Here is a 13112-nt window from a genome sequence, read left to right as displayed (position 1 = left end):
CCTTAACCGTACCACCCGCGCCCGCTTGACAAAGCCGTGTGCGGGTGGTATATTAGGGCCATAATATTTAGACGTTTATCTAAATATATAATTCTTGTGATTTTCTGAAAGGGTATATGTTATGAGCACGATAATTTCTTTGCAGACCATTTTGTGGAGCGCCTTGGCCGCCGCAGCCGGTATCGGGCTGCCGGTTCTGGTTCTTTTGGTATGGAAGTTCAAATTCTGCCGGGGTGCAAAGCTGTTTCCTGCTGTTGTCGGCGCGGTGACCTTCGTCGTTTTCGCCCAGGTACTGGAAGGTGTGCCCAAGGCCATTTTCTTTGGCGGCGGCACCGGCGTTTCGCAGTATGTGCTGACCCATGCGTGGGCTTACACCCTGATCGGCTGTCTGCTGGCGGGCGTGTTTGAGGAAGTCGGGCGCTATCTTGCGTTTCGCTTTCTGCTCAAGCGCTATACCAACCGGCGGGACGCCGTAACCTATGGCATCGGCCACGGCGGGATCGAGGCAATCCTGGTTCTGGGGCTCACCGCCATCAATAATATTGCGATTGCGCAGCTTGTCAACAGCGGCAGCATTGAAACCATAACCAATGGGCTGACCGGCGCGCAGCTGGACCAGGTACAGGCACAGATCGCCGCCGTTGCCAGCTTTGGGGCCGCCAACCTGCTGCTGGGGCTGGCTGAACGCGCGATTGCCATGACGCTGCACATTTCCCTCTCGGTGGTTGTATTCCGGGCTGTCCGGCAGCGCAAGGCCGGGTATCTGGGATTGGCGGTGGCGCTGCATGCGCTGTTCGATGTTCCCGCCGCTTTATTCCAGTGCGGCGTGCTGCACAGTACCTGGCTGGTGGAAGCACTGCTGCTGGTGCTCTGCCTGGGCTGCGCGGCTTACGCCAAAAAGCAGTATTGTGCATTGCAAGAACCGGAACAGCAGACGTTATCCGATAAGGAGGAAAGCTGACCTATGGTAGGCGATGCGTTTAAGGCTTTGGGGGATCCCACCCGGCGGCGCATTCTGGAGCTGTTGAGCGAAGGCGAAATGAGTGCCGGTGATATTGCTGCGCACTTTGATATGGCAAAGCCATCCGTAAGCCACCACCTGAACATTTTGAAAAATGCCGGGCTGGTAACGGATGAGCGCCGCGGCCAGAATATTGTGTACTGCCTGAACCTGACCGTGTTCCAGGAAGCTGTTAAGTGGTTTTTCGATTTTGGCTTTGTGAAAGGTGGACCTGATGATGAAACGAAATAAACTGTTTTGGGGGCTGCTGATTTTTTGCGCCATCAACTTTGCGGCGCACCTCTGCTTTTATGGCTCCCTGCCGGATGTTGTGCCCACCCACTGGGGCGCGGACGGCCAGGCCAACGGCTGGGGGCCAAAATCCACTGTGCTGATTATGGCAGCCCTGCCCGCCCTGATGCTGATTTTGATGGCAGTGCTGCCCCGCATTGACCCCAAACACCAGAATTATGAAAAGTTCAAGGGCGTCTGGAACGCCTCCCTCACTGCCCTTACAATATTTATGTCAGCTATGAGCTGGTTTTCGGAGCTGAGCGTGTTCGGCTTGATTCCGGAAGGCAGCAGCCTGGTCGGTATTCTGGTCTGCGGCGGCTGCGGGGTACTGTTCATCTTTTTGGGCAACTATATGCCGCGCATCAAGCAGAACTATATGTTCGGCTGCAAAACTCCCTGGGCGCTGAACAACGAACACAACTGGAACCGCACCCAGCGCATGGGCGGCATTGTGTTTGTTGTTATGGGTGCTGCTTTGATTGTAATTTCACTGCTGGCCACCATTTTGGGCGATACCGCCACCATGATCCTGCTGCTGGCCGTTGTCTTTGGCGGCTCCGCCTGGATCTACCTCTACTCCTACCTCGTCTACATCGGCAAAATGAAGTAAGTAAGCGCCCCCACCCGGAGCGCATTCTTTATCCTGCATCGTGCCTAATATCCAAAAAAGGCGCGCAGCGCCCACCACCATTCTTCTTTATTATTTATTCTTTATTCATTACAAAACGCTCCCCTCTCCATGCAGTTCTCTTATGCACAGGTCGGGGAGCGTTTTATTTTTATTCCTGAGTTTTCTTTCCAGCACGTTCCGCTTTCATGCGGATGCGCTCGCGCTGGGATTTTTCCAGTTTTTTATAGCGGGCATAGCTTTCGGGGCGCACGGTCTCAATGCAGCGGGCAAAGTTCCAATGCAGACCGTCGCGGCGGTTCAGCTTAAAGCGCAGGAACCACGGGCCGTGGTCCGGGCAGGTGGCTTCGGTATAATAACCGGTGTTGCCGCGCTTGAGCCAGATATCGTTCAGCACCAGCGGCTTGCCGCAGAACGGGCAGCCCACCTGATACAGCGCAGGGTCATTTTTATAGGCATCGTGGTCCAGGCGGTCAAAGTAGGTCTGGATATCGTACGTTTCGGTATCGGTATTGTTCAGCAGGGCGGCTGTCAGCTGGGCGGCGGGGTCCGGGTATTCGGCAATGCCCTGGGCCAGCGGCAGGCGGCGGCAGATTTTTGTGGTGTACAGGGCATCGTCCAGCGCATTGTGGAAATCGCCGTCATGCTCAATGCCAAGGCGGTCCACCACGCTTTCCAGCGTCAGGCCCTCGCCTTCCCCGCGGGGGAAATTTTTCAAAAAGATCTGCTGCAGGTCATACCAGCGGGTGGGCCAGCTTTCGTCCATATTATAAAGGAACAGGTTCTGCTTCAGCACCGGCACATCGTCCAGACCCCACTCGGCAAATTCGGCATCGGGGCCGGCCCATTCCTGGAACCGCCGCAGGCCTTCGGCAATGGGCACCCCGGCTTCCAGATCACCCTGGCTCAGGCCAGTCACCTCCGCAATGCGCCAATGCAGCTTGCGGAAAATGCGGGGGCGCAGGGTCATCTCAAAGGTATCCAGTACATCGCCATTCTCGTCCACCCGCGCTGCACCGATCTGGATGATCTCACCCCGCAGGGTCAACTCCGCCCCATGATAATTAAAGGTTTTGGGCGCATTGCCCATGTTCCATTCCAAGTCAAAAACGATCAGGTTCACTGCGGGTCCTCCAAGATGAATTTTTCAACGGCCAGCCCTACCCCGTCATGCTCATTATCTGCGGTGACGTATTTGGCTGCCTGTTTTACTTCCGGCACAGCATTGCCCATGGCAACGCCCATGCCCGCATAGCGGATCATGGGCAGGTCGTTCCAGCCATCGCCGCAGGCCATCAGGTTTTCGGGGCCAAGGCCCATGTTTTTCAGCAGCAGCGCCAGCGAGGCGGATTTTTCCACCCCCAGGGGCATCGTTTCAATAAAGAACGGCGCCGAGCGGTAGATGGAAAGCTTGCCCGCAAACTTTTGCTGCATCAGCTCCTCCACATGGGGCATATCCACGGGGTCGCCAACCAGCAGCAGCTTGTTGATGGGCCACTGGATCTCGGCGGGCAGGTTTTCCACCTGGCGGGCCGGGATTTTGTTGATGCGGGCTTCCTCGCCAACATAGGGGTTGGCGGCATCCTCGGTCACAATGCCTTTGGCATCATAGGTCAGCGGCATCACGTTCCAGTAGCGGGCAAAGGTGCACACCGGGTCGATCAGCTCCGGCGGGAACTCATGCTGCACCAGCGTTTCGCCGGTTTTGCAGTCAATGATCTTACCGCCATTATAGCTCAGGATGCAGCCGCCGCGGCGGTCCAGCTCCAGCTCTTTGGCAAGCGGCTCAATGCCCACGGTGGGGCGGCCGCTGGCCAGCACAATGCGCACGCCGCGGTCCGCTGCTGCCTGCAGGGCAGCTTTGGTGCGTGGGGTAATGACTTTGGCATTGTTGGTCAGTGTGCCATCCAGATCCAGTGCCAGAACTTTGTATTGCATAATATCCCCTGTTTCTTTGTTTTTTCGTCTTTTTATTTTACCCTATCAGCCGCCATTGCGCAAGGGGGCGGTAAAGATTCCGGTTGTTTCTGCCTGCATTGCTCTTTGGAGCGCAGCAGGGCTGATTTTGCGGTGCAGCACACCCATTTTTGTGGCAAAACCCGGAAAATGACCGGGATTTTAACGGTTAGCAATAACTAACGCATTGACAACAAATTTTCCACATGGTACACTATTCAGGCAATAAGGGAGTAGTCGGCGCGGCACTGGGCAAGAGCAGCTGTGCAGTTTTGCCAACACAATGAGCTAACAGCAAAGGCTCTGGCACTACTTGAAATGACGAGACTTATCCGCACAGGGTTCACCTGCATGCTGTGTGCAGGTGCTGGGCGGATAGGTCTTTTTTGTTTGCCCGGCTCTGCCCTTGGATCTAAGGCAACACCGCACAATTCCCGCCTTGCGGCTTAAGCACCGCTCCGGCAGCTGCGGCACGGCATCTGCGTTGCCAAAATGCTCGATAATGTCGGGTTGCGGTACCCGCATCGTGCTTCGGGGGCAAAAGCCCCTTGCACTCTGCGACCGCTGCCCCTGCTTCGGTTCGCTGTTTCCGCCACTGGCGGCGCTCACCTTTGCAGCATCCAGTATTATCTGCGCTTTTGGCTTAGCAGCTGCCGCACCTCGCTCGCCGTATCGGCACTTAGAATTATGCGGTATTGCCCTAATTTGGAGGTATTTGGGTATGAGTTTGTTTGACTTGATCATGATCGGCATCAGCCTTTCGATGGATGCGTTTGCGGTTTCCATCTGCAAGGGGCTTTCGGTGCGCAAAGTACAGCTGTCCCACGCGCTGATCTGCGGTGCCTGGTTCGGCGCGTTCCAGGCCATTATGCCGTCCTTTGGCTACTTCCTCGGTTCCCGGTTCGAGCACCTGCTCAACAGCGTTGGCCCTTGGGTTGCCTTTATCCTGCTGGCTGTAATCGGCGTAAACATGGTGCGGGAAAGCTTTGGCGGCGATGAAACTGTGGACAACGATTTTTCCGCCAAAGCCATGCTGCCGCTGGCCGTTGCAACCTCCATTGACGCCTTTGCCGTTGGCGTTGGCTTTGCCGCAATGGAAGCCAACATTGTGGTTGCTGCCCTGCTGATCGGCTGCACCACCTTTACCCTGTCTGCCATCGGCGTTAAGGTTGGTGCCGTGTTTGGCGATAAGTACCGCGCCGTTTCGGAGCGCATTGGCGGCCTTGTGCTGATTTTGATCGGCCTGAAAACCTTGATCCAGAGCTTCCTGTAAAATTTGGCTTTCTCTTATTTCCGTTATTCTGATAAAACAGCTGCCCGCATCCTTTCCGGTTTTTGGCCGGAGTGATACGGGCAGTTTTCTTTGGGATTGATCCTGCACAAAAAAGGTCCCGCCCGGCAGCGAGGGGTGCTGCGGGCGGGACTTATTTTTTATCAGGGGGTATTCTGACACTTTAAAATAAATTACTTTCTGCTGCGCTTTTTGCGGGAGTTTTTGCCCTTTACAGCAGGCTTAGCAGCCTCAACAACCGGCTTTGCAGCTTCCACAACGGTCTTAACGGCTTCGTCAGCGGCCTTGGCGGCAGCCTTGACAGCAGGCTTCTCGGCAACTTCCTTCACGGCCTTGTCGGCAGCTTCCACAGCAGCCTTGACAGCGGGCTTTTCGGCAACTTCTTTTACAGCCTTCACAGCTTCATCGGCAGCGGCCTTAACGGCGGGCTTTTCAGCAACTTCCTTGACAGCGTCGGTGGCCACGGCAGCAACGGCAGTGGCAGCCTCGGCTGCCTTCTTTGCGGTGGTCACAGCAGCCTCGGCAGCCTTTTTGGTGCTGGTCTTGCAGGCGGCCTTCTTGGCGGTCTTAACAACCTCAGCGGCGGTTTCAGCAACCGGCTTATCGGCAGAAGCCTTCACGGCGTCAACAACCTCGGTAGCAACTTCGGCAGCAGCCTTGGCAGCGGCGTCAACGGTCTTGGCAGCGCTTTCAGCGGCAGCCTTCACTTCAGCCTTTGCTTTAGCGGCGGTAGCCTTGGCGCTGGTCTTGGGCTTGCGGGTCACTTCGTTGATGGTCCAGTACTGGTTATCGCCGTTCACATCGGCCCAGATCTGCAGGACTGCACCGTTTTCGGTGTTCATGTTGACCAGGTCCAGGCACTTGCCGGCCAGGTTGGACTTGATCTTTACGCGGCCATCATTGGCGGGCTCCACGATCCACAGCTGGCTGGAAGCGTTAGCGCCTTCCCACTGGTGAACATGGGTGCCATCGGTCACGCCGGAGCAATCCAGGTCCATCATCTTGCCGGTGAAACGGTTCTTGATGCGGTACACGCCCTCGCCGGCGCGCACAAAGCTCCACTGCTGCCATTCGGCGTTGGCATTATCCCACAGCTGGATCTGAGCGCCGTTCTCGGTGTTGTAATCCTTTACTTCAACAACCTTGCCGTTTGCAGCGGCGATGGTATAAAACTTATCCTCAGTAATAACGGTCTGAGCAATTTTCTTGGTAGCCATGTATAAGCTCTCCTCTCAGTTTATCGTGTTGGTTGTTCAGTTTTGTACGCCTGCGGCTGGCAGTGTTCTGCGCAGCCCCCCTCCAAAGCGTCATCTATATAAAAAGGAGTGCTGTGTTGGTTCAGCCTCCTTGTGTTCCCCTCTATTATAGCCAATTATTCCCACATCGTCAAGTTTTGTGCGGCGTGACGGCATTTTACACAAAAACGCCGGGAAGGGTGGAATCCTTCCCGGTATTTTTATGGGGATTTTCCGTTTTTATGCCGATTGCGCTTTTGTTGCGCACTTATCCGGCAGAAAGGCTATTTCAGGAGTTTTCCGCAAAATTGCCGGTGTACAGGCGGTAGTAACGGCCCTTTTGGGCAATCAGCTCATCGTGGGTGCCGCGCTCAATAATGCGGCCCTGTTCCAGCACCATGATGCAGTCCGAGTTGCGCACGGTGGAAAGGCGGTGGGCGATAACAAAGGTGGTGCGGCCATACATCAGGCCGTCCATGCCCTGCTGCACCAGGCGCTCGGTGCGGGTATCAATGCTGGAGGTTGCTTCGTCCAGGATCAGTACCGGCGGGTCCGCAACAGCGGCACGGGCAATGGCAAGCAGCTGGCGCTGGCCCTGGCTCAGGTTGGTGCCGTCGCCGGTCAGCGTGGTGTTATAGCCATCCGGCAGGTGGCGGATGAACTCATCGGCGTTGGCCAGCTTGGCGGCGGCGCGGCATTCCTCGTCCGTTGCATCCAGGCGGCCATAGCGGATGTTATCCATAACCGTACCGGTAAACAGGTGGGTATCCTGCAGAACAATGCCTAAGGATGCGCGCAGGTCGTCTTTATGAATATGGGTCACATCAATGCCGTCATACTCAATGGTGCCCTTCTGGATATCATAGAAGCGGTTGATGAGGTTGGTGATGGTGGTTTTGCCTGCGCCGGTGGAACCGACGAAGGCGATCTTCTGGCCCGGACGGCCATACAGGTTGATATCATGCAGGACGATCTTGCCCGGATCATAGCCAAAGTCTACATCCTTAAAGACGATATCTCCCTTCAGTTCACGGTAGTCTGCGCTGCCATCGGCGTTCACACGCTTCCAGGCCCACAGGTTGGTGCGCTCCTTGGTTTCGGTCACAGAATCATCCGGCAGGCGTTTGGCGTTGACCAGCATGACCTTGCCCTCGTCCACTTCCGGCTTTTCGTCCAGCAGGTCAAAGATACGCTGGCCGCCGGCCAGAGCCATGATGATGGCGTTGAACTGCATGGAGATCTGGCTGATGGGCATGTTCAGGGTGCGGTTGAAGGTCAAAAAGCTGGCCAGCTTGCCCAGGGTCAGGCCTGTCATGCCAGACAGAGCCAGCGCACCGCCGATCATGGCGCAGAACACATAGGAAAGGTTGCCCAGCTGGGTGTTAGCCGGACCGCCGAGGTTGGAGTAACGGTTGGCCTTATCCGCGCTTTCAAACAGCTGGTCATTGAGCTTATCAAACTGCTCAATGGCTTCTTCCTCGTGGCAGAACACCTTAACGACTTTCTGGCCGTTCATCATCTCTTCAATGTAGCCGTTCACCGCACCAATATCACGCTGCTGGGAAACAAAGTACTTGGAAGAGTTGGTGGTAAGATACTTGGTGACCAGCAGCATAATCCCGACCATGACCAGGGTGAGCACCGTCAGCGGCACGCTGAGTACAACCATGGAAACCAGCACGCTGACAACGGTAATAGCGCTGTTCAGCAGCTGCGGCATGCTCTGGCTGATCATCTGGCGCAGGGTATCAATATCGTTGGTATACAGCGACATGATATCGCCGTGGGCGTTGCGGTCAAAGTATTTGATGGGCAGCGTCTGCATATGGGTAAACATTTCATCGCGCAGGCGCTTCAGGGTGCCCTGGGTAACGTAAGCCATCATACGGGCCTGGGCAAAGGCGGTAACAATGCCGATGCCGTAAAAGCCTGCCGTGCGGGCGATGGCATGGGCCAGGCCGGAAAAATCACTGCTCTGCTCTTTCAGCAGGGGCAGGATGTAGCCATCGATCAAGGTCTGCATGAACAAAGTGCCCTGCACGTTGGCAAACACGCTGACAAAAATGCAGATGACGACCGCAACGACCTGAATGCGGTAGCATTCCATCACATAGCGCAGGATGCGCATGAAGATCTTGCCGGGATTCTGGACTTTGGGGCGCGGGCCGCGGGGGCCACCGCGGCCAACCTTAACCACTTTTGCTTTCTGCTCAGCCATTGTTATCGCCTCCCTTTTCGTCAAAGTCGCCGGAGCCTTTGGTCTGGCTGTTATAAACTTCCTGATAGATGGGGTTGGTGGCCAGCATTTCGGCCGGGGTACCGTAACCACTGATCCTGCCGTTATCCAGCACGATCACATGGTCGGCGTTTTCCACGCTGGAAATACGCTGGGCAATGATGAACACCGTGGTGCCGGGAATCTTTTCGGCAAAGCTCTTGCGGATCTTGGCGTCGGTGCCGGTATCCACAGCGGAGGTAGAGTCGTCCAGAATCAGAATGCGGGGCTTTTTCAGCAGAGCACGGGCAATGCAAAGGCGCTGCTTCTGGCCGCCGGAAACGTTAGTGCCGCCCTGGTCAATGTGGGTGTTGTATTTATCGGGGAAGCGCTCAATAAATTCATCGGCGCAGGCCTGCTTGCATGCCTCCTCGATCTCGGCATCGGTGGCATCCTTATTGCCCCAGCGCAGGTTTTCGGCAATGGTGCCGCTGAACAGTTCGTTTTTCTGCAGCACCATGGCAACGCTGTTGCGCAGGATCTCCAGGTCGTAATTGCGTACATCCACGCCGCCAATGTACACATGACCGGCGGTGGTATCATACAGGCGGGGCAGCAGCTGCACCAGGCTGGTTTTTGCACTGCCGGTGCCGCCGATGATGCCGATGGTCTCGCCGGAACGGATGTTCAGGTTGATATCAGACAGCACATCGCGGCCATCGGCCTTATAGCGGAAGCAGACATGATCAAAGCGGACAGCGCCGTTCTTGACTTCCATAACCGGGTTTTCGCCGTTGGACAGGGTGCTTTCTTCTTCCAGCACTTCAGCCACACGCTTGGCGGAAGCGGCGGACATGGAGATCATGATGAACACCATGGACAGCATCATCAGGCTGGTCAGGATGTTGGTGCAGTAGGTCAGCATGCTCATCAGCTCGCCGGTGGTAAAGCTGGTAGCACCGGACAGCACGATCATGCGGGCACCCAGCCAGGAAATCAGCAGGATGCAGGTGTAAACGGTGGCCATCATCAGCGGAGAGTTGAAGGAAAGAACTTTTTCAGCACGCAGCAGCAGATCCTGCACATTGCCGGATGCCTTTTTGAACTTTTCACTCTCGTAATCTTCGCGCACATACGCTTTGACCACGCGGATGGCGGAAACATTTTCCTGCACGCTCTCATTCAGGTCATCGTACTTTTTGAATGCGGCGGAGAAGTAGTTGCTGGCGCGGGACATGATGAGCACCAGGCAGCCGCCCAGAATGATGACCGCCACCAGATAGATGGAAGCCAGCTTGGCGTTGATGGTGAACGCCATGATCATGGCAATGACCATGCTGGACGGCGCACGGATGGCCATACGCAAAATCATCTGGTAAGCGTTCTGGATGTTGGTCACGTCGGTGGTCATACGGGTGACCAGACCGGCGGTGGAATATTTATCGATATTGGCAAAGCTGAATGTTTGGATATTGCGGTACATGGAGCGGCGCAGATTGCGGGCGTAACCGGTGGAAGCACGCGCACCAAACACACCGCCCAGCACGCCGAACAGCAGGCCAAAGGCCGCTGCCACGATCATCCAGCCGCCAATGCGGTAAATGTGGGAAAGATTGCCGGCGGTAACGCCATCATCAATGATGGAGGACATCAGCTTGGGGATGATCATTTCCATCACCACTTCGCCGATCATGCACAAAGGGGTCAGGATGGAAACCAGCCGGAACCCCTCTGTTTCTTTGTAAAGTGACTTAAACATATGGTATCTCCTGTTTGGCTGCCCGGGGGCAGCGCCTGAACTTCTTAAGCCAAAGCATTGCGGAACACTTTGGGGTGTGTCTGAAAACAAAGAAAATAACGGATATTTCGCAAACACAAGCAGGATTTAAGGCAAGGAGCCGCAGGAATCCTTTATGGATCCAAGGGCGATACCGCATAATTCTAAGTGCCGATACGGCGAGCGAGGTGCGGCAGCTGCTAAGCCAAAAGTGCAAATAATACTGGAGTATTATCGAGCATTTTGGCAACGCAGATGCCGTGCCGCAGCCGCCGGAGCGGTGCTTAAGCCGTCAGGCGGGAATTGTGCGGTGTTGCCCAAGGCTTTTTAACGCAAAATCCGGTTGCGCTTATAGAAATAGACCAAATTTTTGACTTTTTTCAGATACGCCTTAATTTTTGCCGCGGATGGCTTTTGCATTTTCAATCAGCTTGTGCAGGGTGCCCTGGATCGCTTCCAGTTCCTGCGCACTGACCCCGTTTTGCAGGTCATGCTCAAAATCCGAAATGCACTGGTGGATGGCGGCGGCGCATTGGCGGCCTTTCTCGGTCGGAACCAGGCTTTTGAGCCGGGCGTCTTTGGCGACAACTTCCCGCGTGATAAAGCCGGACTGCTCCATGCCCTGCAGCATGGTGGTAATGCTGGAACGGTTGGTGTGGAACCGGGCTTCCAGATCACGCTGGTAGATTTGCTTGCCGCTTTCCGTTTCCTGCATCAAAAATCCCAGCACCATGCCGCGCATACCGGTCAGCTCCGGGCTGACCCTGGTGCTGATGTACGCATCCAGCGCGCAGGAAATTTCCCGCGCGGCATAGTTTAAGGTGCGGCCCACATGCACAAAGCCGTGGTCATCCTGTTGGTTGCGGTTCTGCGTTTGGATCACCTCACTTTCCAATTCGTTTGATTGTTAATTGTTTGAATTGAAACAGTTTGATTTGCAACAGTACGATTATAAACAAATCCCGCCGGTTTGTCAACCAGCGGGATGTACTTATTTTCAAAGAAAATTGTGAAAAGTTTGTGACGGCTTATTTTTTATGGGAATGCCGCAAATCCGCACGCCTGGCGCATGGCTTCATCGCTGGCGAAACCGTAAATCTTTACGGTTTCATCCTCATAGATCAGCGCATCCTCCGGCATGGCATCGGCAAGGGCCTGGGTAGTGGGCTGGCGCTCGCCGTATGCTTCCCATTTGGAGATAACAAAGAAAATTTTACCCTGCGGAGGGGTTTGCAGATGGCTGGTGACCTGCAGCCAAGGGCGCAGCTCCGGCACACTGTTTGGGGTCAGGGTCCACACGCTCAGGGTGCCGTCCGTCAACTCGGTCATCACATTACCGTCCCAAAAAGAAGCGTACCCGTCCCGGTAGCCGTTCTGCACCAAGAACTGTGCCGCCCCTTGGTTGGGGTTGGTTGCCACTGCCGCTGCGCGGTAGTCTGTTCCGGCGCGCAGCAGTAATATCGCCGCCATCAGGGCCGTCAGACCACGGGCATCCGGGCGGTGCCGGGGGGTGCAGTCCGCCAGCATGATTTCCAGCAGCGGTACAAATAAAATTGCCAGCGGCAGCAGGTAGCGGTCCGAATGGCCGCTGTTGGTCAGCCCGTACAGCAGCGCAAAGCAGACGGCCCCGGCCAGGAAAAATGCTCCCACCAGCCGGTGCCCCAGCGGGTAGCGTGCTTTGCCGCGCACCAACCGAACAGAAAACACAAAGCAGAAAAGGATCAGCGCCGCAGCCGCAAGGTTAAACAGCGCGGCCAGAGAAAACACTTTGCCCTCCTGCCAGCCAAAGGAAGCCAGCAGCGCATTGACAAACCATTGCAGGCGGTCCAGGTTCAGCCCCGTAAATGCCACATACCCCTGGTCCTGGAAGTGATATTTTTCCGCCAGCACCTTTGCGTTGACCACATACCCCGCCAGCGCGGCAGCATCCGCCGCAAGGGTGGGCACCAGCAACGCCCCGCCGGGGGTGCGCCAGGCATTGGCCAGCTTTTGGCGCAGGGTATCCGCAGGCGGAGCATCCAGCCAACAGAGCAGCGCTGCAGCCACGGTAAGCGGAATGTTCAAGATGAACAGCTGCCGCGGCCCGCCCAGCGCTGCAGCAAAGCTGAACAGCACCATGCCCGCCGCCGGGGCCAGCCGCCGCCCGCCGCGCAGAATGCGCACCGCGCACCCCAGCACCACAAAGCTGATGGTAATGTGCGGAATATAGTAAAGGCCCTCCAGCACATACTGGCGGTACAGCGCGCCATAGGGTAGCATCAGCAGCCCGGCCCCCAGCAGGCCGCTGTACTTGAGCTTTGCACTGCGCCCGAACCAGAACCACGCCGCAAGATACAAAAGGATCAGCACCACGCTGCCCACCACGCGCACAGTATGCCAGCTGGTGAACAGCCGGAACAGCGGTGCCATGACCAGCTGGGTGTTGAGCACCCGCAGCTCAGTGGAATAGTACCAGCTGGTGCTCATCACGCCGCCCTCCTGCGCCAGCAGGTTGGCAAGCAGTTGTTCGGACGCCATGTCGGCGTCCAGCCGGTTGGGTGCCCAGCAGCACCAGTCCACCACCAGCAGGGCAAAGCAGACCGCCGCCCAGAGCAGCAGTATCATATAGGTGGTTCGTTTTTGTTTTGCGCCGTTTGTTTGCAGCTTTGGCAAGCGGCTCCCCTCCCCTTTTTGGGATAAACTTTATATTATTGTATCGCAAATGGGGCGGGGGTGC

Annotated in this window: 11 protein-coding genes; 4 read left to right on the top strand and 7 right to left on the bottom strand. The window is 56.1% G+C overall.

Annotation, left to right across the window (positions count from 1 at the left end; genetic code table 11):
* Positions 1 to 121 precede the first annotated feature (121 nt).
* Genes PG062_RS05965 through PG062_RS05955 form a run of 3 tightly spaced genes read left to right on the top strand, consistent with a single transcriptional unit; the run spans position 122 to position 1904 of the window.
* Positions 122 to 961 (top strand): YhfC family intramembrane metalloprotease, encoded by an 840-nt coding sequence (locus PG062_RS05965; RefSeq protein ID WP_270751580.1) that lies wholly within the window; start codon positions 122 to 124, stop codon positions 959 to 961.
* A gap of 3 nt (positions 962 to 964) precedes the next feature.
* Positions 965 to 1252 carry an autorepressor SdpR family transcription factor gene (locus PG062_RS05960; protein WP_113999657.1) on the top strand — a complete coding sequence of 96 codons (288 nt, stop codon included), beginning with the start codon at positions 965 to 967 and terminating at the stop codon, positions 1250 to 1252.
* Positions 1236 to 1904: an SdpI family protein gene (locus tag PG062_RS05955; protein ID WP_270751579.1), complete on the top strand. Its 669-nt coding sequence runs from the start codon at positions 1236 to 1238 to the stop codon at positions 1902 to 1904. Before PG062_RS05960 ends, PG062_RS05955 begins: the two co-directional genes overlap by 17 nt.
* 169 nt (positions 1905 to 2073) lie before the next feature.
* Here PG062_RS05955 and PG062_RS05950 read toward each other — a convergent pair whose 3' ends face one another.
* Both PG062_RS05950 and PG062_RS05945 read right to left on the bottom strand, forming a co-directional pair.
* The gene (locus PG062_RS05950) at positions 2074 to 3045 is read right to left on the bottom strand and encodes a 3'-5' exonuclease (protein WP_270751578.1); all 972 of its coding nucleotides are present in this window, start codon (positions 3043 to 3045) and stop codon (positions 2074 to 2076) included.
* Positions 3042 to 3860: a Cof-type HAD-IIB family hydrolase gene (locus tag PG062_RS05945; protein WP_113999660.1), complete on the bottom strand. Its 819-nt coding sequence runs from the start codon at positions 3858 to 3860 to the stop codon at positions 3042 to 3044. Before PG062_RS05945 ends, PG062_RS05950 begins: the two co-directional genes overlap by 4 nt.
* A 739-nt stretch (positions 3861 to 4599) precedes the next feature.
* Here PG062_RS05945 and PG062_RS05940 point away from each other — a divergent pair.
* Positions 4600 to 5151 carry a manganese efflux pump MntP gene (locus tag PG062_RS05940; protein ID WP_270751577.1) on the top strand — a complete coding sequence of 184 codons (552 nt, stop codon included), beginning with the start codon at positions 4600 to 4602 and terminating at the stop codon, positions 5149 to 5151.
* Between the two features lie 191 nt (positions 5152 to 5342).
* On the opposite strand, the gene PG062_RS05935 is transcribed toward PG062_RS05940, so the two are convergent.
* The 5 genes from PG062_RS05935 to PG062_RS05915 all read right to left on the bottom strand — a co-directional run bounded on the left by PG062_RS05935 (position 5343) and on the right by PG062_RS05915 (position 13048).
* Positions 5343 to 6386, bottom strand: a complete 1044-nt coding sequence (locus tag PG062_RS05935; protein ID WP_270751576.1) for an RICIN domain-containing protein — start codon at positions 6384 to 6386, stop codon at positions 5343 to 5345.
* A gap of 307 nt (positions 6387 to 6693) precedes the next feature.
* Positions 6694 to 8622 (bottom strand): ABC transporter ATP-binding protein, encoded by a 1929-nt coding sequence (locus PG062_RS05930; protein WP_114001091.1) that lies wholly within the window; start codon positions 8620 to 8622, stop codon positions 6694 to 6696.
* Positions 8615 to 10378: an ABC transporter ATP-binding protein gene (locus PG062_RS05925; protein ID WP_270751575.1), complete on the bottom strand. Its 1764-nt coding sequence runs from the start codon at positions 10376 to 10378 to the stop codon at positions 8615 to 8617. The genes PG062_RS05930 and PG062_RS05925 overlap by 8 nt, the downstream gene beginning before the upstream one ends.
* A 409-nt stretch (positions 10379 to 10787) precedes the next feature.
* A complete protein-coding gene (locus PG062_RS05920; RefSeq protein WP_270751574.1) occupies positions 10788 to 11279 on the bottom strand; it encodes a MarR family winged helix-turn-helix transcriptional regulator in 492 nt (163 codons plus the stop codon).
* Between the two features lie 152 nt (positions 11280 to 11431).
* Positions 11432 to 13048: a hypothetical protein gene (locus PG062_RS05915; RefSeq protein WP_270751573.1), complete on the bottom strand. Its 1617-nt coding sequence runs from the start codon at positions 13046 to 13048 to the stop codon at positions 11432 to 11434.
* Positions 13049 to 13112 lie beyond the last annotated feature (64 nt).

Source organism: Gemmiger qucibialis (assembly GCF_027689445.1).
GTDB classification, from domain to species: domain Bacteria; phylum Bacillota; class Clostridia; order Oscillospirales; family Ruminococcaceae; genus Gemmiger; species Gemmiger qucibialis.
The sequence above is the reverse complement of the archived record's forward strand: the minus strand, read 5'-3'. Positions and strand labels throughout refer to the sequence as shown.